Raw genomic sequence first — 24747 nt, 5'->3', positions numbered from 1 at the left:
GATAAATACAAAAACCAAATGGAGGAACACAATCATGGCAGTAATTTCTATGAAACAATTGCTAGAAGCAGGAGTTCATTTTGGACACCAAACACGTCGTTGGAACCCAAAAATGAAGAAATACATCTTTACAGAAAGAAACGGTATCTACATCATTGACTTGCAAAAAACAGTTAAATTAGCAGATACAGCTTACAAATATGTAAGAGATGTAGCAGAAAATGGCGGGATCGCTCTTTTCGTTGGAACTAAAAAACAAGCACAAGAATCTATTAAAGAAGAAGCTCAACGTTCTGGTCAATTTTTCGTTAACCACCGTTGGTTAGGCGGAACTTTAACTAACTGGGATACTATCCAAAAACGTATCAAACGTTTGAAAGATATTGATAAAATGGAAGCAGACGGAACTTTTGAATTACTTCCTAAAAAAGAAGTGGGTATCTTAATCAAAGAACGTGACCGTTTAGAAAAATTCTTAGGCGGAATCAAAGATATGCCTAGAATTCCAGACGTTATGTTCGTAGTTGACCCTCGTAAAGAACGTATCGCAATTCAAGAAGCTCACAAATTGAACATTCCTATCGTAGCTATGGTTGATACTAACTGTGATCCAGATGAAATCGATGTAATCATTCCATCTAACGATGATGCTATTCGTGCAGTTAAATTAATCACTTCAAAAATGGCTGACGCTATGATCGAAGGAAACCAAGGCGAAGACGAAGTTGTTGAAGAAACTTTCACAGCTGAAGCTCCAGAATCAACTGAAACTGCTTCTATCGAAGAAATCGTAGAAGTTGTTGAAGGCGACAACGCTGAATAATCAATAAACCTTATAAAAGCTGTCTCGATAAAAGTGAGAAGTGAATAGCGACTTTTTACAAAGCGGCGTCATTTCCTTTTTTTGAGACAGTTTTTTTTACAATAAACCTCAAAAAAATTAAAATAGAGACAAACAGCATTTAGGAGGACGAATAAAATGGCAAAAGTAACAGCTGCTTTAGTTAAAGAATTACGTGATATGACGGGTGTTGGAATGATGGATGCTAAAAAAGCATTGGTAGCCGTTGATGGAGATATGGACGCTGCAGTAGATCACCTAAGAGAAAACGGTATGGCAAAAGCTGCTAAAAAAGCAGACCGTGTTGCTGCTGAAGGGTTAACTGGTGTTTACACTGATGGCAATATTGCTGCCTTAACAGAAATCAATTCAGAAACTGACTTTGTTTCTAAAAACGAAAAATTCCAAAACTTAGTACGTGATATTACAGAAGTCATCGCTAACGGAAATCCAGTATCATTAGAAGATGCAAACAAATTAACTGCCGGTGAAGGTACAATTGAATCAGAAATTATTTCTGCTACAACGACTATCGGTGAAAAAATCAGCTTGCGTCGTTTTGTACGCTTTGAAAAAGCGGACAACGAAGTATTCGGTTCATACTTGCACATGGGCGGACGTATCGGTGTATTAGTACAATTAGAAGGTACTGATAAAGAAGAAGTAGCGCGTGACATTGCTATGCACATCGCAGCTATCAACCCACTATACACGACTCGTGAAGAAGTACCAGCTGAAAAAATCGATCATGAAACAAAAGTGTTGACTGAACAAGCTTTAAATGAAGGCAAACCAGCTAACATCGTTGAAAAAATGATCAAAGGCCGTTTAAGCAAATGGTTGTCAGAAATCAGTTTAGTAGACCAACCATTCGTTAAAGACCCAGATCAAACTGTTGGGGACTACTTGAAAGCTAATGGCGCTTCTGTAAAAGGATTTGCTCGCTTTGAAGTTGGAGAAGGAATCGAAAAACGTCAAGAAAATTTTGCAGACGAAGTAATGAGTCAAGTTAAAAAATAAAACATTTTTATAGAGAGGAGTACTATTATCCTCTCTATTTTTGTATGGTTTTGTCTGTACAATAGCCAAGAATTAAAAAAAGCTGCTTAAAAGTGAGAACTGTATACGGTATGTGGTATAATCAGGATGAAGTTTTTCATAGAGTATGCTAAAATATGAGAGTAAATAGCCAATGGAGGTAATGAATGTGAAGAAGGAACCAAAGTATAAGAGAATTGTACTTAAACTGAGCGGTGAAGCATTGGCTGGAGATTCTGGGTTTGGAATAAAACCGCCAACTATCCAAGAAATTTGTAAAGAAATCCAAGAAGTTCACGATTTAGGCATTGAAATTGCTATCGTGGTCGGTGGCGGAAATATCTGGCGTGGAAAAATCGGGGAAGAAATGGGCATGGAACGTGCACAAGCAGACTATATGGGTATGCTTGCAACGGTGATGAATGCTTTAGCTTTACAAGATTGCTTGGAAAATGAAGGAGTCCCAACCAGAGTTCAAACTTCAATTGAAATGCGTCAAATCGCGGAACCTTATATCCGCAGAAAAGCCATGCGTCATCTAGAAAAAGGCCGAGTGGTCATTTTCGCTGGTGGTACAGGAAATCCATATTTTTCAACGGATACTACTTCAGCATTACGTGCTGCGGAAATTGAAGCAGATGTTATTTTGATGGCTAAAAATAATGTTGATGGTGTGTATTCAGCTGATCCAAAATTGGATAAAGAAGCCGTTAAATTTGATGAGTTGACTCACTTAGATATTATCAATAAAGGATTACAAGTTATGGATACAACAGCCAGCTCACTAAGTATGGATAACGATATTCCTTTAGTGGTGTTTAATTTGAACGAAACAGGAAATATTAAACGAGTAGTTCTAGGAGAAGTGATTGGAACTACTGTTAGGGGGAAAGTACAATGAGTGAACAATTATTGAAAGAGACAAGAGAAAGAATGACGAAAACTGAGCAATCGTTGCAACGTGAATTGGGTGCGATCCGTGCTGGACGCGCTAATCCAAGTTTATTGGACCGTATTCAAGTTGAATACTACGGCATACCAACACCGTTGAACCAATTAGCTCAAATCAATGTTCCAGAGCCTCGCGTTTTAATGATTACACCGTTTGACAAGTCTTCTATCAAAGATGTTGAACGTGCCATCATGCAGAGCGATATCGGCATCAGCCCATCAACCGATGGAAACGTGATTCGTCTGGTAGTGCCTCAATTAACTACTGAACGTCGTAAGGAATTAGCTAAACAAGTAGGTAAAGAAGCTGAAAATGCTAAAATTTCTGTACGCAACATCCGCCGTGATGCTATGGACGATTTGAAAAAAGCTGAAAAAAATGGTGACATCACTCTTGATGATCAACACTATTTTGAAGGCGAAGTTCAAAAGATAACAGACAACAGTGTAATCGAGTTAGATAAAATAGCAGCTGAAAAAGAAAAAGAACTCATCGAAGGGTAATTCTTCTTTTAAAACCAATGCAAAAAGCAGCATGCCTCTTTCACCAAACCGGTATAGAGAAATGCTGCTTTTGTTTAGTTAAAATCTAAAAAGCTTGCTTTTTTAGGTTCTTTCTTAGTGTCATCGCCTAAAATCAATGAAGTTACTTTTGCTGCAACGGCTGAAAGGATCAATCCTACAATAAATTGCACAATTTTTCTCTTCATAAAATAGCCCCCTTAGTTTTTAAAACTATTTATTGCTACATATAGTATAACACTCGAACAAAATAGAATCGAAACATATACTCAGAGCCTGAAGTGAGGCGTTTAGCTCACGCGGCTACGAAAGAGCATGAAGTAAATCATTTACAACAGAAGATAAGGCGGCCAGACGTTTAGACTATAGACATGGTAGCTGCCTTATATAACGCGTGTACAGGCTACGACTCTTTTTTTAGAAAAAACGTTCAAAATAGCCAAAATACACCTTCTTTCTTTTGGCAAAATGTTATTTTTTCTTTAAACTCATAGGATTTTAAACAATGATTTGCTACAATAGGAAGAGGAAAGTTTGTTAGTGAAGGGCGGTCAAATCGCAATGAGTAATCAAGAAAAAGAAAGTTATACAGAAGAGGGAATCTTCTCACAAGAAGGCAGCATACCTAACCATGTTGCTGTTATTATGGATGGAAATGGACGTTGGGCTAAAAGTAGAGGGTTAAAACGTTCTTTAGGACACAAAGCAGGTATGGATCAAGTGAAGACAATCGCAAAGCATGCCAATAAACGAGGTGTCAAAGCATTAACGGTTTACGCGTTTTCTACTGAAAATTGGAAGCGGCCGTTGGATGAAGTGAATTATTTAATGCAGCTGCCGGTTGAATTTTTTGATACTTTTATGCCAGAAATCATGGAAGCGAATATTAAAGTGACTATGATCGGTATCCCGGATAAGTTGCCTCGAAAAACGAAAAAAGTAATGGAAAATGCTATACAAGAAACAGCAGGAAATACTGGGATGATATTAAATTTTGCTGTAAATTATGGTGGCAGAAGTGAAATTTTAGCTGCTTCAAAAGAGTTAGCCAAAGATATTGCAGCAGGAAAGAAAAACCTTCATAAAGTAACTGAAGAAGATTTCGAACAGTATTTAATGAGTTCTGTACTGGGGGAATATCAAGAAGTAGATTATATGATACGCACCAGCGGAGAAGAAAGAATCAGTAATTTTATGCTCTGGCAAAATGCATACAGCGAATTTTATTTTTCATCGCTTGCTTGGCCAGATTTTAATGAAAAAGCTTTTGATGAAGCTTTGGCCGTATACCAAAAAAGACAACGTCGATTTGGTGGAGTTTAAGAAACTCTTAGTGAAGTTTAGGAGGAAATATTGTGAAACAAAGAATTATCACTGCTTTAGTGATGGCGGCCATTTTTATACCCGTAGTGTATGTCGGTGGATGGTTGTTAGGAATTACAATTGCACTTTTAGCGATTATTGGATTATTTGAGTTATTTAGAATGAAGGGCAACTCTATTTTTTCTGTAGAAGGATTGATTTCTACAATTGCCTTAATGGGGTTTATTTTTGCACAAGAGTTAGTAGGGATACTGCCACAAGGATTTAGTTCAGAAACGTTTATCCATCTAGCCACTGTGATCTTATTGGTTTGTACTGTTTTCTCAAAAAATGATTTTTCTTTTGACGATGCGGCAGTGTCTATTTTAGGGATACTTTATATCGGAATTGGTTTTAGATCTTTACTGGAAACGCGGGATAGCGGACTAGGGTTACTGATTTTAGTGTTGGTGACCATTTGGGCAACCGATATTTTTGCTTATTTGATTGGTCGGAAAATCGGCAAAAATAAACTGGCTCCAAATATCAGTCCCAACAAAACGATCGAAGGGTCTGTAGGCGGAACAGTAACAGCTGTTTTAGTAGCAGCTGTTTATCTTTATTTTGTACCTTTAAGCATGCCGTTTTTTTGGTCTCTGATTTTGATGCTGTTGTTGTCTATGGCAGGCCAATTAGGAGATTTAGTAGAATCAGCCTTTAAACGGTATTACGGTATCAAGGATTCTGGCAATATCTTCCCAGGACATGGTGGTGTATTGGACCGTTTTGACAGTATGTTGTTTGTATTTCCTATCTTAAGCATAGTCGGTTTGATTTAAGCACTACTTTAGAAAGATATGAAGACGTATAGTAGAGGAGCGAACGAATGGTAACGACAATTATTACATTTATCATTGTATTCAGTATATTAGTTGTTTTTCACGAGTACGGCCATTATTATTTTGCTAAAAAGTCAGGTATTCTTGTAAGAGAATTTGCCATTGGGTTTGGTCCGAAAATTTTTTCTTACCGTAAAAATGAAACCACTTATACTGTACGGATATTACCAGTCGGCGGATACGTTCGAATGGCTGGTTATGAAGAAGATGTCGAAATCAAACCTGGGACGCCAGTTGGTTTGGTATTAGACGAAAACGGCGAAGTTACTACGATCAATACGTCTAAAAAGAAACAGTTGGTCAATGCTACTCCGATTGAAGTTGTCAGCATTGATTTAGAAAAAGAGTTGTTTGTAGAAGGTTATGTGAATGGTGAATCAGATGAGACCGTACGCTACTCGGTCAAAAGAGACGCTTTAATGATTGAGGAAGATGGGACGGAAGTTCAAATAGCTCCGCTGGATGTTCAATTCCAGTCTGCAAGTTTACCGCAACGAATGATGACAAATTTTGCAGGACCGATGAACAATATTATATTAGCCATTGTGGCATTTATTCTGTTAGCCTTTATACAAGGCGGAGTTTACACTACCGAAAGCCAAATTGGAAATGTCTTACCGGATAGTGTTGCAGAAGAATCTGGTCTAGCTTCTGGAGATTTGATTCAAGAAATTAATGGCGAATCCATTGATTCTTGGGTAAATATGCAACAAGTGATTCAACAAAGTCCAGAAGAAGAATTGGTCGTTACAGTTCAACATGAAGATGGTTCTAGTGAAGAATTGTCTATTGTTCCGGAAGCTAGTGAATCAGCAGATGGAACTGCAATCGGATTGATCGGTGTGGAACCATACCAGGATACTTCTGTTTTAGGGAAAATCAGTTCAGGATTTACCCAAACTTGGTCAGTAGCCAGTCAAATCTTTGCAGTATTTGGCTCCATGTTTACTTCTGGATTTTCAGTAGATATGTTTGGAGGGCCTGTAGCGATTTATGCAACGACTGAAGCTGTAGTTTCAACTGGGTTTATAGGTATTTTAAATTGGTTGGCCTTTTTGAGTGTCAATTTAGGGATCATTAACTTGATGCCTATCCCAGCTTTAGATGGCGGTAAACTACTATTGAACATTGTGGAAGGTGTTCGCGGGAAACCATTAAGCGAAGAAAAAGAAAGTATAATCACATTAATTGGTGTTGGATTGTTATTGCTGCTGATGTTAGCTGTAACGTGGAATGACATCCAACGGTATTTCCTGTAAACTAAACAGAGAGCTCTTCAACGGTTGAGCGTTTAGAGGGTAAAAATCAGATGAAAAATGATAGAAAACAGATTACATCATTTATTGATGTTGCTTGCATTCTATCATTTTTCTATTGTCAACTACCTTGCAGGCATGATATAGAGGAAGGGATGGACTAATGAGTTTAGATCAAGAAAATTTGTTTCACCAATTGTTAGAACAAATTGGGTTGCACCACAAAGTCGAGTACCGTCCATATTTTGCAAATGGCAGAATTCAAAAAGTTACGGTTCATAAAGCATCAAAAATATGGCAATTTGATTTTCAATTCGAAGATATTTTGCCGTTTGAGGTTTATCAAAATTTACTAGAGTCAATGCAACTGGCGTTTACTTCCATTGCAGCAATTGAGGTAACGATTCAAACAACAAAACCTAAGTTGACCATAGAAAAATTGGAAAACTACTGGTCTACTGCTGTGAAGAAAAGTAAAGTTTCTTCGCCCATTTGTGATCAGCCCTTTAGAGATCAGTTTCCAATTATTCAAGAACGTAAAGTGCACTTTTTAGTTGAAAACGACATCGTCAAAGGGCATTTGAAAAATATGTACTTACCTCCAGTAGAAGAAGCTTATCAACAAATGGGTTTTCCGAATTTTAAAATTGAACCTATGGTTGACCAAGAAGCTTATGAACAAAAAATACATGAATTTAAAGCTAAAAAAGAAGAAGCTGATGATTTATTAGCTCAACGAGCTGCTGAAAACATTCAAAAAGCTGAGAAAGAAAGACAAGCGAACAAAGAGCTGCAGCCTATAACAGGGCCCATCTTATTAGGAAGAAAAATTGCTGACTCTGAAGAAGTGAAGCAAATGAGTGAGATTCTTGAAGAAGAAAGACGCGTGACTATCGAAGGGTATGTATTTGATACAGAGATTCGTGAATTGCGTTCCGGCAGACAATTATTGACCATTAAAATGACAGACTATACTTCATCATTTTCCATCAAGAAATTTTCAAATACACCTGAAGATGAAGCGGCTTTTGCAGCCATCAAAAAAGGAATGTGGTTCAAAGCTCGCGGTGGTATTCAAGAAGATACGTACATGAGAGATTTGGTCATGAATGCCCAAGATTTAGCCCAAGTTAGTCATGAAAGTCGTAAAGACAAGGCTCCTGAAGGCGATAAGCGGGTAGAATTGCATGTGCACAGCAATATGAGTACGATGGACGCTACGAATAATATAGCGGATTATGTAGAACAAGCTGCAAAATGGGGACATAAGGCGATTGCGCTGACAGACCATTCAGGAGCACAAGGTTTCCCGGATGCATATAGTGCTGGTCAGAAACATGGTGTGAAGATCTTATATGGGATTGAAGCCAATGTGGTAGATGATGGCGTGGATATTGCCTATAATCCTGCTGATGCAAACTTAGCTGAAGCGACTTACGTGGTATTTGACGTAGAGACCACTGGACTATCTGCTGTGTACGATAAAATTATTGAATTATCTGCCGTTAAAATGTACAAAGGAAACATTACGGAGACTTTTGAACAATTCATTGATCCTGGTCATCGGTTATCTCAAACAACAATCAATTTAACTGGAATCACGGATGATATGGTTCGAGGATCAAAAACGGAAGAAGAAGTGTTGAAATTATTCAGTGATTTTGCGGAAGGGTCCATTCTGGTAGCACACAATGCTAGTTTTGATATGGGTTTCTTGAATACGGGATACACTCGTCATCACCTCCCTGAGGCTGCAAATCCGGTTATTGATACCTTGGAATTGTCGCGCTTTTTACACCCGCAATTTAAAAGCCATCGATTGAACACTTTGGCTAAAAAGTATGGTGTAGCTTTAGAACAGCATCACCGAGCTATTTATGATTCTGAAACAACCGCTCATTTATGCTGGATGTTCTTAAAAGAAGCCGAAGAAGAACATCAGATCGTCAATCATAATCAATTGAATAGTAAAATTGGTGAAGGAGATGCTTATAAAAGAGCACGTCCATTCCACGCTACGATACTAGCGACGACCCAAGAAGGTCTTAAGAATCTGTTTAAACTGGTTACCTTATCTAACGTACAATACTTTTTCCGTACGCCAAGAATTCCGCGTTCAGAATTGACAAAATATCGAGAAGGATTGATTATCGGTTCTGCTTGCAGCAATGGAGAAGTTTTTGAAGCAATGATGCAAAAAGGATACGATGAAGCTAAAAAGAAAGCCCGTTTTTATGATTACATCGAAATTATGCCTAAAGAAGTCTATGCTCCATTGATTGAACGAGAATTAGTGCGCAATGAAAAAGATTTAGAAGAAATTATCCGCAATTTACTCCAAATAGGAGAAGAGCTGAACAAGCCGGTCACTGCTACAGGAAATGCTCACTATTTAAATCCCGAAGATGCTGTATACCGTAAAATATTGGTCCATTCTTTAGGAGGAGCATCGGAATTAAATAGAGCTGAATTGCCGCAAGTTCACTTTAGAACGACGACAGAAATGTTGGATGCTTTTGCGTTTATCGGTAAAGAGAAAGCACATGAAATAGTCGTGACCAATACTAATAAAATTGCTGATCTAGTGGACGGTGATATCACTCCTGTAAAAACGGACTTATACACACCAAAAATACCAGGTTCAGAAGAAGAGATTCGAAAACTGAGTTATGATGAAGCTCACCGTTTATATGGTGATCCGCTGCCTGAAATAATCGAGAAACGATTAGAAAAAGAATTGACAAGTATTATTGGAAATGGTTTCTCAGTGATCTACTTGATCTCCCAAAAATTAGTCCACAAAAGTGTCTCTGAAGGTTATCTAGTGGGATCTCGGGGTTCAGTAGGATCCAGCTTTGTAGCTACGATGACGGGAATCACAGAAGTAAATCCGATGCCTCCACATTACCGTTGTCCAGATTGCAAGTATTCTGAGTTCTTCGAAGATGGTTCAGTAGGATCCGGGTTTGATTTACCTGAAAAAATGTGCCCAAATTGCGGAGTTCGATTGCATAAAGACGGACATGACATTCCCTTTGAAACTTTTTTAGGGTTTAACGGAGACAAAGTTCCCGATATCGATTTGAACTTTTCAGGTGATTATCAAGCAAAAGCTCATGATTACACCAAAGTATTGTTTGGGGAAGAGTATGTTTTCCGTGCTGGAACAATCAGTACGGTGGCCGATCGTACCGCTTATGGTTATGTAAAAGGGTATGAAAGAGACACCAACCAGAACCTTCGTGCGGCTGAGATCGATCGTTTAGCAAAAGGCTCTTCCGGGGTCAAGAAAACAACTGGTCAGCACCCAGGGGGGATAATCGTTATTCCGGATTATATGGATGTGTATGATTTTACTCCAGTGCAGTTCCCAGCAGATGATCAAGATTCAGAATGGCGTACGACGCATTTTGATTTCCACTCGATTCATGATAATGTCTTGAAACTTGATATTCTGGGACATGATGATCCGACAGTGATTCGAATGCTGCAAGATCTGTCTGGAATAGATCCAAAAACCATTCCAACTGATGATCCAGAAGTGATGAAAATATTCCAAGGAACAGATGTTTTAGGGGTTTTACCAGATCAAATTCTTTCTAAGACCGGAACGCTTGGCATACCTGAATTTGGAACTCGATTTGTTCGGGGGATGTTGGAAGAGACAAGACCTAATACATTCGCTGAATTGTTGCAGATCTCTGGTCTTTCTCATGGGACAGACGTTTGGTTGGGAAATGCGGAAGAATTGATTCGAAACCACAATATTCCCTTATCTGAAGTTATTGGATGTCGTGATGATATTATGGTTTACCTTATTCATAATGGATTGGAAGCAGGTTTATCGTTCCAAATTATGGAGCACGTGCGTAAAGGAAAAGGAATCCCAGATGATTGGCAACAAACGATGCGTGATGAAGGGATTGCGGAATGGTACATTGAGTCTTGTTTGAAGATCAAGTATATGTTTCCTAAAGCCCATGCTGCAGCTTATGTACTGATGGCTTTACGGGTAGCATATTACAAAGTTCATTTTCCGATCTTGTATTATGCAGCTTATTTCTCTGTGAGAGCAAACGACTTTGATTTAGTCGCCATGTCACAGGGGAAAGAAGCCATCAAAGTAAAAATTAAGGAAATCACCGATAAAGGTTTAGATGCTTCCGCTAAAGATAAGAGTTTGCTCACTGTTTTAGAGTTGGCAAATGAAATGGTCGAACGTGGTTTTGATTTCAAAATGGTTGATTTAGACAAATCAGATGCCAAAGATTTTGTGATCAATGGAAATACACTGATTGCTCCCTTCAGAGCTGTACCCAGTTTAGGTGCGAACGTAGCGCAACAAATCGTTGTGGCACGAGAGGAAAAACCCTTTTTATCTAAGGAAGATTTATCAAGAAGAGGGAAAGTTTCAAAAACGGTCATTGAATACATGAATGAAAATGGTGTTTTAAAAGGATTGCCTGACGAAAATCAATTGTCTTTATTTGATATGATGTAATCAGTCAATTATTTAAACTCCTTGGAGCATGAAAGGTGCTGTTTGTTTGCGTCTTGCTTGATTTTGTGGTACTATTTCAAGTGTGTTTAGATATTCTGTTAGAGTGAGCGGCGACGCTCACTCTTTTTAAGCGATTATATACGTCTAATGATAGGAGGCGAAAAGTATTGAGTAATATTGTAACGACTGTTACGGAGCTTGTACAACCCATGATACAAGACTTAGAGTACGAATTGGTAGATATTGAATATATAAAAGAAGGTAAGAATTGGTTTTTGCGTGTATATATTGACCAGCCGCAAGGGGTTAGTTTAGAAGATTGCGCATTAGTAAGTGAAAAAGTCAGCGAACGTTTAGACCAAATCACGCCGGATCCTTTTCCACATGCATATTTCCTAGAGGTTTCTTCTCCAGGAGCAGAAAGACCAATCAAAACGGAAAAAGATTTTCAAAATGCAGTAGGAAAATTTATCCATGTTTCACTGTATGAACCGATCGACGGTGAAAAAGTGTATGAAGGAACTTTGAAAGAGTTGACAGAAGACAGCCTAACGTTGACTGTTCGGATTAAAACACGCACAAAAGAGATAGAATTGAATCGTTCAAAAATAGCAAAAGCTAGATTGGCAATACAGTTCTAAATAGACTACAATTGAATAGGAGAGAAAAAGATGAGCAAAGAATTACTAAATGCTCTTGATGACTTAGAAACTGAAAAAGGGATTTCCAAAGAATTAGTGATTGATGCTTTGGAAGCTGCATTAGTTTCTGCGTACAAAAGAAATTATGGACAAGCACAAAATGTTGAAGTTGAATTTAATCAAAAAAAGGGAAACATTAGTGTTTATTCTGTAAAAGATGTAGTGGATACAGTGTACGATTCTCGTTTAGAAGTGAGTCTTGAAGAATCAATCAAGATCAATCCTGCTTATGAGATCGGCGACAAAATTCGTTTTGAAGTAACCCCTAAAAATTTTGGACGTATCGCTGCACAAACTGCGAAACAAGTCATCATGCAACGTATCCGTGAAGCAGAAAGAAGTATTATCTACAATGAATTTATTGCTTATGAAAATGATATTATGCAAGGAATCGTTGAACGCCAAGACAATCGTTACATTTATGTAAATCTTGGTAAAATCGAAGCGGTGTTATCAAAACAAGAGCAAATACCAAATGAAGTCTACAAACCTCATGACCGCATTAAAGTATATGTAACAAAGGTTGAAAACACTTCAAAAGGACCTCAAATTTTTGTTAGCCGCAGCCACCCAGATTTATTAAAACGTTTATTTGAACAAGAAGTTCCTGAAATCTATGATGGTGTTGTAGAGATCGTATCTATTGCTCGTGAAGCCGGAGATCGTGCGAAAGTAGCTGTTGTCTCAAGAGACGAACAAATTGATCCAGTGGGAACGTGTGTGGGTCCTAAAGGACAACGTGTTCAAGCGATTGTAAATGAACTAAAAGGCGAAAACATGGATATTGTTGAATGGAGCGAAAATCCAGCAACTTATATTGCAAATGCGTTAAATCCAGCAAAAGTTATCGATGTGGTCTTTGATGAAGCAACAAACAGCTGTTTAGTAGTTGTGCCCGACTATCAATTGTCATTGGCAATTGGTAAACGTGGACAAAATGCTCGTTTAGCTGCTAAATTGACAGGATTTAAAATCGATATCAAGTCAGAATCTGATATGGAAGCTATGCAAGAGGCAGAAGAAGAAGTTGGTTTAGTGACAACGGAAGACTTGATTGATGCTGCTGAAGATATGCCGGTAGAAGCTGTTGTAGAGGCAGAAGAAATCGTAGCACCTTTAACTGAAGATCCAGAAGTTATTGAAAGTTTGGAAAGCGATGATGTTGCTGAAGAAATGATCGATAACGACTTATTGGAAGACCAAGATAATCAAGAGCAAGACGTTACTGAAGATTAGTGAGGTGATTTCCATGACAAAAAGAAAAGTCCCCCTGCGAAAATGCGTCGTTTCAAATGAAATGAAGCCTAAAAAAGAAATGATTCGAATTGTTAGAAATAAAGAAGGCGAAATCGCAATCGATCCAAGCGGTAAATTACCAGGTCGTGGAGCATATGTCTCTATTGAACCTGAAATTGTCCAATCTGCTTGGGACAAGCATGTTTTAGAGCGTGTTTTTGGAGCTAAAATAGAAGATGACTTTTACCAGTCATTGCTGGATTATGTGACGCATCAGAAAGCACGGATGAGTTTATGACCAATGAACAAAAAGCATTGAATTTGCTGGGCTTAGCCACTCGAGCTGGTAAATTAGTTTCTGGAGAAGATCTGACGATCAAACATGTTCGTTCAGAAAAAGCCAAAGTGGTGATCATTGCAAACGATGCAAGTGAGAACACACGCAAGAAAATTTCGGATAAATGCCAATACTATGAAATTCCTTACACTATTCAGTATTCTAAAGCTGAATTAAGTCAAGCTATAGGAAAGGAACGAACAATAGTCTGTTTGACAGATGCTGGCTTTGCGAAAAAAATCCGAGAATTATTATCAATTTAATGGAGGGTGATTGCATGGCTAAGAAACGTGTCTATGAGTACGCAAAAGAAAAAAATATTTCAAGCAAAGATGTTATTGATGCAGCTGGAAAACTAGGTATTGAGTATCATACGCATATGTCATCAATGGATGATGCGCAAGTTACAAAGCTGAATAATGCTTTTGCTTCAAATAAGAAAAACGAACAAGCAACCCAAATAAAAGAGAATAATGCTGGTTCACATACGAAGCAGCAGCAAAATAAGGGAGATCATACTATAGATAATCAACAAAATAAACCAAATAAGAACCAAAAGCAACAAACTAACGGAAATAAGGCATCAACCAGCAAAACTACTTCTACTAAGAAAGTAGTTCCACGTACAGCTGCTGAAAAGCCTAAAAACGATAACCGCGGACCTAAGAAAGATACAGTCGCAAAAAAAAGCTCTACTCCAAAGAAAGCAGCTGCTTCTAAACCAAGAACTACTGCAAGTGCAGGAACTCAAAGCGCAAGTCCTTCTACGGATAAGAAAAAGAGCACGAACAAACCATACCGTAACCGCGGAAGCATGGGAACACACGGTGGTTACAACAAACGGAAGAAAAAAGGCAGAAAAGGCGAAAGCCATCCAGTAGCACCACCAGTACCAAGAAAAGAAAGAGAGTTACCAGAAGTATTGGTGTATACAGATGGGATGAATGTGGCTGAAATTTCTAAGAAAATTTACCGCGAACCAGCTGAAATTATCAAAAAACTTTTCTTGCTAGGTGTCGTAGCTACTCAAAACCAAAGCTTAAGCAAAGAAGCAATTGAGTTGTTAGCAGCAGAGTACGGTATTGAAGCAGAAGAAAAAGTGGAAGTGGATATTTCTGATTTAGATGTTTACTTTGATCAAGAAGTCAATGAAGAACATCTACAAGAGCGCCCACCAGTTGTAACGATCATGGGTCACGTAGACCACGGTAAAACAACTTTATTGGATACTCTGAGAAATACCAGCGTAAGTGAAGGCGAAGCCGGCGGAATCACTCAGCACATCGGAGCTTATCAAATCACTAAGAATGGTAAAAAAATCACTTTCTTAGATACACCAGGACATGCGGCGTTTACAACTATGCGTGCACGTGGTGCAGATGTTACCGATATCGTTATCATCGTTGTAGCAGCTGATGATGGAGTTATGCCACAAACAGTAGAAGCGATCAATCATGCTAAAGCAGCTGATGTTCCCATTATTGTTGCCGTGAACAAAGTTGATAAACCGACAGCCAACCCAGATCGCGTAATGCAAGAATTAACTGAATATGGTTTGATTCCTGAAGCTTGGGGTGGAGACACAATATTTGTCAGCATCTCTGCTAAGTTTGGTCAAAATATCGAAGAATTATTGGAAATGATTTTATTGGTTTCTGAAGTTCAAGAATTAAAAGCTGACCCTAAACGTTTAGCTATTGGCTCTGTTATTGAAGCTCGTTTAGATAAAGCCAAAGGTCCTATTGCTACACTATTGATCAAAGAAGGGACGTTAAAAGTAGGGGATCCTATTGTAGTAGGTTCAACTTATGGTCGTGTCCGCGTAATGGTCAACGAATTAGGTCGTCGTTTGAAAACTGCAGGTCCGTCAGCTCCAGTCGAAATCACTGGTTTAAACAATGCACCTTTAGCTGGAGATCAATTTGTAGTGTTCGAAGATGAAAAAACAGCTCGTTCTGTTGGAGAAACTCGTGAGAAACAACTTCAAGTAGAACAACGTGCAGTAACCAACCGTGTTACAATTGATAACTTGTTCTCTAGTTTGCAAGAGGGCGAATTAAAAGAAGTTAACGTTATTATAAAGGCGGATGTACAAGGTTCAACGGAAGCATTAGCAGCAAGTTTACAAAAAATCGAAGTAGAAGGCGTACGCGTTAAGATCATCCACACTGGCGTTGGGGCAATTAATGAAAGCGACATTACATTAGCTGCTGCAAGTAATGCCATCATCATTGGATTTAACGTTCGTCCTACTCCGCAAGCAAAAGTTCAAGCAGATCAAGAAAAAGTGGATATTCGTCTTCACCGTATTATATACAACGCAATTGATGAAATTGAAACTGCAATGAAAGGTTTGCTAGACCCAGAATACGAAGAAAAAGTAACTGGACAAGCAGTCATTCGAGAAACGTTTGTTGTTTCTAAAGTTGGAACAATTGCTGGGGCATTTGTCACTGATGGACACATTTCACGCAACAGTGGTGTTCGTTTGATTCGTGACAATATTGTTATTTACGAAGGCGAGTTGGCCAGTTTGAAACGCTTCAAGGATGATGCAAAAGAAGTGAAAAAAGGTTTCGAATGTGGTTTAATGATTAAAGACTACAATGATATCAAAGTTGACGATATTGTTGAAGCATATGAAATGGTCCAAATTCAACCTAAATAAGAGAGTAATGCAGACTGCTTAGACTTCCGTAGAGTTCACTTGTTTCCTTTCACTGGAGGGTTTTCCCAACAAAAAGATTCAATGACATTACAAAGAGTCTAGTCTGCTCCACCTTTTTAAGTAGAAAGTAGGGAGATACAATGGCGAACTATAGAGTAGGAAGAGTTGCTCAAGAAATTCAAAGAGAAGTCAACGACATTATACGTAAACGAATACGTGATCCCAGAGTTCAAGGAATCAACATTACGGATGTACGCGTAACAGGTGATTTACAACAAGCAACTGTTTTTTACAGTACTTTATCTGACAAAGAAAAAGACGTTCAAGACGCTCAAGCTGGTTTAGATAAAGCCACTGGTTTGATTCGTAAAGAATTGGGCCAACGCTTATCTATCTACAAAACACCAGAATTGATGTTTGAAAGAGATGAGTCAGTGGCTTATGGAAACCGCATCGATGAATTATTGAGAGATTTGAATAAAGACTAGTTGAAAAGCAGGAAAAGAGAATCTAAGTTCTCTTTTCCTGCTTTTTTAGTTCTTCTTCATCTTTTAATTGGCTCTTCAACTTCTAACGTTGGCAAAGAAATTTCCTCCGGCCTATGGGTTTGCTTATGGAAAGCCATGGGACCGCCTTGAGCCAAAAACCATGTCTCAAGGCTTACAAGCGTCAAACTAAGCGTAACGGCTAAAGCCTAACGCTTAGTAATTCCCATTGCATCCTTTTTCATGGCTATAAGCAGCCCCATACTCCTCCTGAAATTTCTAGAAATGCGTTTCTAAAAGGTTTAGCATTAAAAAGAAATGTATTTTCTACTTACCAACGTTAAATATTGTAGAACCTTTTAATGTTGGTAAAGAAATTTCCTCGTAACGTCAAATGTTGTAGAACCAACCATTCTCATTTCAGTCGCTCAACTTTTTTTGTTACACTAAAAAGGGTTAATAGAAAGGAGAAGTGATAAGCATGTTAACATGGTTATCGAATATTTTTACAAAGATTGAGGAATTTTTAAATCTCCCGAAATTATTGTTCAATGGATGGGGAGCAACAGGCAGAATAATATTGACGACGGTTATGATTTATTTTGTTTTGGTTATTTCGTTAAAGTTATTCGGCAGCAGAAGTGTATCCAGCTTTAGTGTATATGATATGATCGCCACATTTACGATTGGTTCTATTATTTCTTCTACAGTGCTTTTAGAGGAAATCAATTTGATCAACGGAGTTTCGGCTATTATCGTCTTGCTTTTTATGCAATATGGGTTATCGAAAATCTTGGTTAAATGGAAAAAACTGTACCCAAAAACCAATCCTGTTCCGAAAATCGTCTTTCTCAAAGGGGAATATGTAACAGAGAATATGCAAAAAGGGCGTGTTAATAAAGAAGAAATCTTATCTGCTATCCGAAGAGAAGCAGGAACTACTTCTGATCAAATCTATGCCGTTTTATTAGAGGCAAATGGAAATCTATCCGTTATTCAAAATGTGACTTCTGGATTTGAAGATGAGATCACGAAGTATTTATAGACTGTACAAAAAAGCTGAGAAAGAACTCTCTTTCTCAGCTTTTATTTTTGTCTTTTGAGTATATTCCAGCTTTCAAAAAAAGCTTTTTATTTGTTATGGTACACACTGCTTTAGGGGTTAAGCCCATTACATATAGGAAATAGCAAAAGCGTCTTTGCCGGCATGAGTCATCAGAATAGGACTGGCGTAAGCGATATGATAGGCAGCCTTGGGAAATGCTGCTTTTAGTTCCGAGATCAATTCTTCTGTAAAGTCAGTTAGTCCAACGTGCGTGATTCCGATGTGTTGTATATCGCCGCGGTCTTTCATCGTTTGGACAATTTCGTTGAATTTTTTCTTCAAAGCTTTTAACCCTCGCCCTTTGGTTACAGGAACTAAACTTTCATCAGTTACTTCCAACATCAATTTCACATTCAGCAGAGTTGAAAAATGACCCAGTACTTTTCCTATACGTCCACCTTTGATCAAGTTTTCCAAATCTACAATTCCTACATAGAAAGCAATAGTTTCTTTTAATTTATCTAACGCTGTCAAAATCTCTTCCATACTGGCGTTGTTTTGCGCCATTTCTGCAGCTGTCAATACTTGATAAGCCATTGCTCGATCGACAGAACCGCTGTTTCTTACCGTTACAGTTGATCTGGTCATACTGCTTGCTTGAACTGCTGCTGAGTAGGTTCCACTTAAATAATCCGCTACATGGATCGATAGTATTTCACTTCCATCAGCACCGAGCTGATTGTACAACTCGAGGAATTGGCCGACAGCTGGTTGAGAAGTCTTAGGCAAAGTTGGACTATCAGTCATTTTTTGTAAAAATTCAGCTTTACTGATTGTTTGGTTGTCATAATACTGAGTATTTTGAATCATCGCTGATAAGGGGATAACCGTGATCCCATACTTTTCTTGTTCTTCTTGAGACAATTGGACTGTTGAATCCGTCATGATTTTAATCTGTGTCATATCTAACTCCTCCTGTAAAAACGTTAATCCAAGTACTATCAAGTACTATATTGATTATATCAAAAGATTTCTCAAAAGAGGAGCAAAGACCGAATATCAGCATATGTAATCCATCAAAATGCTGTTAGGAATAGTTAAGTCATGGAAAGAATTATGTTATACTAGTAAAGGCTAATAGAGAAAGTAGGGATTGATAATGGAAGGCATTTTGCCATTATGGAAAGAGCGTGGCATGACAAGTCATGATTGCGTTTTTAAATTAAGAAAAATACTTAAAACAAAAAAAATAGGACATACGGGCACATTAGATCCAGATGTTGATGGAGTCTTGCCGATTTGTATCGGCAGAGCAACTAAAGTAGTAGAATATATGATGGAAACCGGAAAAGCTTATGTGGGAGAAATCACCATTGGATTTAGCACGACGACAGAAGATAAGAGTGGTGAGGTAGTCGACTCGCTTCCGGTAACAGAAGTGCCGTCAAATGACGCTATTGATCAAATGATGCAAGACATGACGGGGAATATTATTCAAATCCCTCCAATGTATTCTGCGATTAAAGTCAATGGGCGTAAATTATATGAATACGCTAGAGCTGGTGAAGAAGTAGAACGCCCAAAAAGAGAAGTCGCTGTTCATCGATTTGTTCGAACTTCTGAACCTGTAATGAACAATGAGCAACAAACCGTTTCTTGGACATTTGAAGTGGACTGCGGAAAAGGGACTTATGTGCGTACGTTAGCGGTAGACTTTGGAGAAAAGTTAGGCTACCCGGCGCATATGTCTGATTTGACACGTGTGAAAAGTGGTACGTTTTCAGTCAAAGACTGCTTAACGTTAGATCAAGTGGCTGAATTGATGCAAGAAGAAATGATAGAAGATCGTTTGTATCCATTAGAGTATGCCCTTGGCGATATGGATACAAAAGAAATGACAGAAGAATTGTGGGAAAAAGTAAAAAATGGTGCTGTACTGCCTATTGAAACTTTTTCAAAAGAAGTTTCTTTTCCAGTCGTATTGATGTATCAAGGAAGAGCCCGCAGTATTTACGGTGAACACCCTACGAAACCGGATTTATTGAAACCCATCAAAGTATTGCGAACATCAGCTTAAATGAAGGAGTCCTAAAAATGGAGATTATTAAAATTCACCATCCTTATCAAAAAGAAACAATTCCAACTAAACCAGTAGTCCTCGCACTTGGTTTTTTTGATGGTGTCCATAAAGGACATCGAACCGTTATTTCAAGAGCTAAGAAAATGGCCGAAGAAAAAAATGTTGAATTAGCATTGATGACGTTTAATCAACACCCTTCTATTGTATTTAAAAAAATAAATCCAGAAGCGATCACGTATTTATCTACTACAGAAAGAAAAGAAGAATTTATGGCTGAACTGGGCGTGGATTATTTATATGAAGTCGATTTCACCTCCTCTTTCGCTGCTCTAACGCCTCAAGATTTTGTAGACCAATACATTATCGGCTTACATGCAGTCACTGTAGTGGCTGGATTTGATTACACTTACGGGAAAAAGGAGATCGCTTCTATGGAGCACTTGCCTGGATACGCTAAGGGAAAATTCGATGTCGTTGAGGTAGGCAAGGTAACAGGAGATGGAGAAAAAATCAGTTCTACCCGAATCCGGAAAGCGTTGGTAGACGGAGATATAGCAGAAGCGAATGACATGCTTGGCTATATTTACCAAACACCTGGTATCGTTATCCATGGAGATGCTCGGGGCAGATTACTAGGTTATCCTACAGCTAATATTGATACTGATTCTGGTATAGGGCTGCCTAAAGTAGGTGTATATGCTGTTCGAATCAAAATCGGCAAGACGTGGCATGAAGGGATGGCTTCTATTGGATACAACATTACCTTTGAAGACAATCGCCAATTGTCTGTAGAAGTCAATATATTTGATTTCAATAGTGCCATCTACGGGGAAAAAGTTTCTGTTGAATGGCATGAATACATTCGGGAAGAAAAAAAATTCCCATCTGTTGAAGCCTTAATCGCTCAGTTAGCACAAGATGAAATAGATGTACGAAACTATTTTAAACAGTTGGACACAACGAAAAATTAAAAAAGTCACTAAGATCAACTCTCGATGACCAGCAGCGCATGTTCTGGATATTGGGAGTTGAGTTTGTTTTACTGAGAGTTGAAAAAATATTCCCATAGGGCTGGTTCTTTTTCGGTGATTTACCAATAAGAAAGTCAAAAATAGTCAGAAATTTTAGGTGCAACCATTGACAAGAGTGCTATTATTTGATAAATTATTAATTGTGTTAGCACTCATTTAATTGAAGTGCTAAAAAAAGAGGTGAGGCATATGTTAACGGAAAGACAAATTTCAATCCTCAGAGCTATCGTGATTTTATTTACGCAGTACGGTCATCCGATAGGGTCTAAAACGCTGCTTGAAGAAACTGACATCGTAGCGAGTTCCGCAACGATCCGTAATGAAATGGTTCGTTTAGAAGAAATGGGTTTTCTTCAAAAAACGCATTCTTCATCGGGAAGAGTTCCTTCTAAAAAAGGGTATCGTTTTTACGTCGATTATTTATTGAGACCAGCAAAAGTAAATCATGATGAAGTGGAAACAATACAGAGAGCTTTCGATAATCCATTCTTTCAGTTAGACGAGATTGTGGTTAAATCAGCTGAAGTATTATCTAATTTGACTAGTTACACAGCTATCTCCTTAGGACCTGAAATCAAAGAAAGCAAGTTGACAGGGTTCCGTTTAGTTCCATTGAATGAACGAAAAGTGATGGCCATACTGGTCACCGACAAGGGTCATGTGGAAGACCAAATTTTCACAGTGCCAAAAGGGTTTGATTTGAAAAATTTAGAAAAAATCGTTTCTTTATTTAATGACCAATTAGTCGGCCGTTCTCTAGTAGAAGTATTTAAAAAACTGCAAGATGATGTGCCGCTATTGATCCATAAATATATGCATACTGCTGAAGGTATGATGGAATTGATCAATGAACTGTTCATAAAAACCGCAAGAGAACGCATCCACATTGGCGGAAGGATGAATATACTCGATTATTCGGAAAACCTGAATGTCAATCAATTCAAATCTCTTTATTCGTTTATGGATGGAAATCATGACCTGACATCATTGCTTGGTCATCAAAATGACGAGATTCAAGTTCGCATAGGCAATGAGTTGAATATTGATATCCTAGAAAACTTCAGTTTGATTTCTGCAACGTATGATGTAGAAGAATTAGGTACCGGGACAATTGCTATATTAGGCCCGACTAACATGCCCTATTCCAAAATGATTGGGCTCATGGATGTTTTTAGAAATGAATTATCAAAAAAAATAGTGGATCATTACCATTCTATGGATGACTACTAAAAAAGGAGTTATGTATTGTGGAAGATAAAGATTCGCATTTAGAAGAAAATGAATCAGTAGACCCTTCAATGAATGAAGAGTTAGATGCTGAAACAACATCAGAGGAATCTATGGAAGAAGTCAATACAGAGGATACAACAGACGAATTAGCGGAATTAAAAACAGCCTTGCAAGAAAAAGAAGATGCTTATCTTCGTTTACAAGCTGAATTGGCTAATATCCAAAAGAGAAATCGCAAAGAAAAAGAAACGGATGCTAAATACCGTTCTCAATCTTTAGCGAAAGAATTGATCAATGTATTGGACAACCTTGAACGTGCATTGTCGATTGAAACTTCTGAAGAAAACGAAACTTTTAAAAAAGGGATCGAAATGGTTTACGCTAGTTTCAAAACGGCTCTCGAAAGTGAAGGCGTTCAAGTAGTTGATCCATTGAATGAAGCCTTTGATCCGAATTATCACCAAGCTGTTCAAACAGTTGCCGTTGAAGAAGGGCAAGAAGCTGGTACTGTTGTGACTGTTCATCAAAAAGGGTATACTTTACACGAACGTGTTTTACGTCCAGCAATGGTTGTAGTGGCTCAATAAAAGCCGCAAAATTAATGGAAGCTTTTGAAGATAGATTAAAAAACTAAAAAAATTAAAGAATGAGGGATTACAGATGGCAAAAATTATCGGTATTGATTTAGGTACAACAAACTCTGCTGTAGCAGTATTAGAAGGTGGAGAAGCAAAAATCATTCCTAACCCAGAAGGAAATCGTACAACTCCTTCAGTTGTAGCCTTTAAAAATGGAGAAATCCAAGTAGGGGAAGTTGCTAAACGTCAAGCAATTACCAACCCAAATACGATCGCATCTATCAAACGTCACATGGGTGAAGATTACTCTGTAGAAGTAGATGGTAAAAAATTCACTCCTCAAGAAATCTCAGCAAATATTCTACAATACATCAAAGGATACGCTGAATCTTATTTAGGCGAAGCAGTTACTAAAGCTGTTGTTACTGTACCAGCTTACTTTAACGATGCACAACGTCAAGCTACTAAAGATGCTGGTAAAATCGCTGGTTTAGAAGTAGAACGTATCGTTAACGAACCAACTGCAGCTGCATTAGCTTACGGTTTGGATAAAACAGACAAAGAAGAAAAAGTATTAGTATTTGACCTTGGTGGTGGTACATTTGACGTATCTATCCTTGAATTAGGTGACGGTGTCTTCGATGTATTGTCTACTTCTGGAGATAATGAATTAGGTGGAGATGATTTTGATGATAAAATCATTGCTCACTTAGTAGCTGAATTTAAAAAAGAAAACGGCATTGACTTATCAAAAGACAAAATGGCTGTACAACGTTTGAAAGATGCTGCTGAAAAAGCTAAAAAAGATTTATCAGGTGTTACTTCAACTCAAATCAGCTTGCCATTTATCACTGCTGGAGAAGCTGGTCCATTGCACTTAGAAATGAACTTGACTCGTGCTAAATTCGACGAATTGACTTATGACCTTGTAGAACGTACTAAAAAACCTGTACAACAAGCTCTTAAAGATGCTGGATTAAGCAAATCAGATATCGATGAAGTCATCTTAGTTGGTGGATCTACTCGTATCCCAGCTGTTGTCGAAGCTGTACGTGCTGAATCTGGTAAAGAACCAAACAAGTCTGTTAACCCGGATGAAGTAGTAGCAATGGGTGCTGCTATCCAAGGTGGAGTTATCTCTGGTGATGTTAAAGACATCGTATTATTAGATGTTACGCCATTATCATTAGGTATCGAAACAATGGGCGGCGTGTTCACTAAATTGATCGATCGCAATACAACGATCCCAACAAGCAAAGCGCAAGTATTCTCAACAGCTGCTGATAACCAACCTGCTGTTGATGTACATGTATTGCAAGGCGAACGTCCAATGGCTGCAGACAATAAAACATTAGGTCGTTTCCAATTGACAGATATTCCAGCTGCACCACGTGGTGTACCTCAAATCGAAGTTAAATTTGATATCGACAAAAACGGTATTGTTAACGTAAGTGCTAAAGACTTAGGTACAAACAAAGAACAAACCATTACAATCAAATCTTCTTCAGGTTTAACAGACGATGAAATCGATCGTATGGTGAAAGACGCTGAAGCAAATGCTGAAGCAGATAAAACACGTAAAGAAGAAGTTGAATTGCGCAACGAAATCGACCAATTATTGTTCCAAGTGGACAAAACATTAGGTGATCTTGAAGGAAAAGTTGATGCAGATGAAGTGAAAAAAGCTGAAGATGCTCGTGACGAGTTGAAAGCTGCTGTTGAAGCTGACAATCTTGAAGAGATGAAAACGAAACGTGATGCTTTGAATGAAATCGTTCAGGCTTTAACCGTTAAATTATACGAACAAGCTGCTGCTGCTCAACAAGCTGCCAACCCAGAAGGCGAAGCAACTGAAGCAGCAAATGATGACAATGTTGTAGATGCAGATTTTGAAGAAGTAGATGACGACAAATAAGCACCTTGATTGAAATGGAGAAGAAGCCAGGGCAAACTGCTTTTGGCTTTTTCTCTTCAATCATGATATGCTCTTAAAGCAGGTTTATCACTAACCCCAACAATAACGACCTGTGATGCGTAACAAATAGA

The 24747-nt window shown here is 38.2% G+C and carries 22 protein-coding genes; 20 read left to right on the top strand and 2 right to left on the bottom strand.

All coding sequences use genetic code 11. The annotated features are described in order from the left end of the window. Window positions 1-34 precede the first annotated feature (34 nt). The 4 genes from rpsB (at window position 35) to frr (ending at window position 3334) form a co-directional block, all read left to right on the top strand. A complete protein-coding gene (gene rpsB, locus ACEN36_RS07480) occupies window positions 35-823 on the top strand; it encodes a 30S ribosomal protein S2 (protein WP_407097575.1) in 789 nt (262 codons plus the stop codon). A gap of 156 nt (window positions 824-979) precedes the next feature. Continuing rightward, a complete protein-coding gene (gene tsf, locus ACEN36_RS07475; protein ID WP_407097576.1) occupies window positions 980-1861 on the top strand; it encodes a translation elongation factor Ts in 882 nt (293 codons plus the stop codon). A gap of 187 nt (window positions 1862-2048) precedes the next feature. Further along, window positions 2049-2780 carry a UMP kinase gene (gene pyrH, locus ACEN36_RS07470; RefSeq protein WP_407097577.1) on the top strand — a complete coding sequence of 244 codons (732 nt, stop codon included), beginning with the start codon at window positions 2049-2051 and terminating at the stop codon, window positions 2778-2780. Continuing rightward, complete coding sequence (frr, locus tag ACEN36_RS07465; protein ID WP_407097578.1) at window positions 2777-3334, top strand: ribosome recycling factor; 558 nt, start codon at window positions 2777-2779, stop codon at window positions 3332-3334. Before pyrH ends, frr begins: the two co-directional genes overlap by 4 nt. Window positions 3335-3408: 74 nt before the next feature. Here frr and ACEN36_RS07460 read toward each other — a convergent pair whose 3' ends face one another. Next, window positions 3409-3540 carry a hypothetical protein gene (locus tag ACEN36_RS07460; RefSeq protein WP_407097579.1) on the bottom strand — a complete coding sequence of 44 codons (132 nt, stop codon included), beginning with the start codon at window positions 3538-3540 and terminating at the stop codon, window positions 3409-3411. Between the two features lie 373 nt (window positions 3541-3913). Here ACEN36_RS07460 and ACEN36_RS07455 point away from each other — a divergent pair, with 373 nt between their 5' ends. From ACEN36_RS07455 to ACEN36_RS07405, 11 genes are all read left to right on the top strand, one after another. Continuing rightward, on the top strand, window positions 3914-4675 hold the full coding sequence (locus ACEN36_RS07455) for an isoprenyl transferase (RefSeq protein WP_407097588.1): 762 nt from the start codon (window positions 3914-3916) through the stop codon (window positions 4673-4675). Between the two features lie 32 nt (window positions 4676-4707). Continuing rightward, window positions 4708-5493, top strand: a complete 786-nt coding sequence (locus ACEN36_RS07450) for a phosphatidate cytidylyltransferase (protein WP_407097580.1) — start codon at window positions 4708-4710, stop codon at window positions 5491-5493. Window positions 5494-5540: 47 nt separating this feature from the next. Continuing rightward, a complete protein-coding gene (rseP, locus tag ACEN36_RS07445; protein ID WP_407126278.1) occupies window positions 5541-6812 on the top strand; it encodes an RIP metalloprotease RseP in 1272 nt (423 codons plus the stop codon). A gap of 160 nt (window positions 6813-6972) precedes the next feature. After that, a complete protein-coding gene (locus tag ACEN36_RS07440) occupies window positions 6973-11310 on the top strand; it encodes a PolC-type DNA polymerase III (protein WP_407126277.1) in 4338 nt (1445 codons plus the stop codon). A 167-nt stretch (window positions 11311-11477) separates the two neighbouring features. Beyond that, window positions 11478-11951, top strand: a complete 474-nt coding sequence (gene rimP, locus ACEN36_RS07435; protein WP_407097583.1) for a ribosome maturation factor RimP — start codon at window positions 11478-11480, stop codon at window positions 11949-11951. A gap of 30 nt (window positions 11952-11981) precedes the next feature. Next, complete coding sequence (gene nusA, locus ACEN36_RS07430) at window positions 11982-13247, top strand: transcription termination factor NusA (protein WP_407097584.1); 1266 nt, start codon at window positions 11982-11984, stop codon at window positions 13245-13247. A gap of 13 nt (window positions 13248-13260) precedes the next feature. After that, window positions 13261-13545 (top strand): RNase P modulator RnpM, encoded by a 285-nt coding sequence (gene rnpM / locus ACEN36_RS07425; RefSeq protein WP_204210962.1) that lies wholly within the window; start codon window positions 13261-13263, stop codon window positions 13543-13545. Beyond that, on the top strand, window positions 13542-13847 hold the full coding sequence (locus ACEN36_RS07420; protein ID WP_407126276.1) for a YlxQ-related RNA-binding protein: 306 nt from the start codon (window positions 13542-13544) through the stop codon (window positions 13845-13847). The genes rnpM and ACEN36_RS07420 overlap by 4 nt, the downstream gene beginning before the upstream one ends. A gap of 14 nt (window positions 13848-13861) precedes the next feature. Beyond that, entirely contained in the window at window positions 13862-16252 is a 2391-nt protein-coding gene (infB, locus tag ACEN36_RS07415) for a translation initiation factor IF-2 (RefSeq protein WP_407126275.1), read from the top strand. A 140-nt stretch (window positions 16253-16392) separates the two neighbouring features. Further along, window positions 16393-16740 (top strand): 30S ribosome-binding factor RbfA, encoded by a 348-nt coding sequence (gene rbfA, locus ACEN36_RS07410; protein WP_407097587.1) that lies wholly within the window; start codon window positions 16393-16395, stop codon window positions 16738-16740. Between the two features lie 478 nt (window positions 16741-17218). Then, complete coding sequence (locus tag ACEN36_RS07405; protein WP_407126274.1) at window positions 17219-17782, top strand: DUF421 domain-containing protein; 564 nt, start codon at window positions 17219-17221, stop codon at window positions 17780-17782. Between the two features lie 126 nt (window positions 17783-17908). On the opposite strand, the gene ACEN36_RS07400 is transcribed toward ACEN36_RS07405, so the two are convergent. After that, on the bottom strand, window positions 17909-18745 hold the full coding sequence (locus tag ACEN36_RS07400; RefSeq protein ID WP_407101899.1) for a DegV family protein: 837 nt from the start codon (window positions 18743-18745) through the stop codon (window positions 17909-17911). 196 nt (window positions 18746-18941) lie between these two features. On the opposite strand from ACEN36_RS07400, the gene truB reads away from it, so the two are divergent. The 5 genes from truB (at window position 18942) to dnaK (ending at window position 24616) form a co-directional block, all read left to right on the top strand. Then, window positions 18942-19859: a tRNA pseudouridine(55) synthase TruB gene (gene truB / locus ACEN36_RS07395; RefSeq protein ID WP_407126273.1), complete on the top strand. Its 918-nt coding sequence runs from the start codon at window positions 18942-18944 to the stop codon at window positions 19857-19859. Between the two features lie 17 nt (window positions 19860-19876). Further along, window positions 19877-20833 (top strand): riboflavin biosynthesis protein RibF, encoded by a 957-nt coding sequence (ribF, locus tag ACEN36_RS07390; protein WP_407126272.1) that lies wholly within the window; start codon window positions 19877-19879, stop codon window positions 20831-20833. Between the two features lie 249 nt (window positions 20834-21082). Then, a complete protein-coding gene (gene hrcA / locus ACEN36_RS07385; RefSeq protein ID WP_407126271.1) occupies window positions 21083-22123 on the top strand; it encodes a heat-inducible transcriptional repressor HrcA in 1041 nt (346 codons plus the stop codon). Window positions 22124-22140: 17 nt separating this feature from the next. Continuing rightward, window positions 22141-22710, top strand: coding sequence for a nucleotide exchange factor GrpE (gene grpE, locus ACEN36_RS07380; protein WP_407096751.1), 570 nt, complete (start codon window positions 22141-22143; stop codon window positions 22708-22710). 73 nt (window positions 22711-22783) lie between these two features. Further along, window positions 22784-24616, top strand: a complete 1833-nt coding sequence (gene dnaK, locus ACEN36_RS07375) for a molecular chaperone DnaK (RefSeq protein WP_407126270.1) — start codon at window positions 22784-22786, stop codon at window positions 24614-24616. Window positions 24617-24747: the final 131 nt, after the last annotated feature.

Origin of the sequence: Desemzia sp. FAM 23989 (genome assembly GCF_045528345.1) — a bacterium.
GTDB lineage: Bacteria > Bacillota > Bacilli > Lactobacillales > Carnobacteriaceae > Desemzia.
The sequence above is the reverse complement of the archived record's forward strand: the minus strand, read 5'-3'. Positions and strand labels throughout refer to the sequence as shown.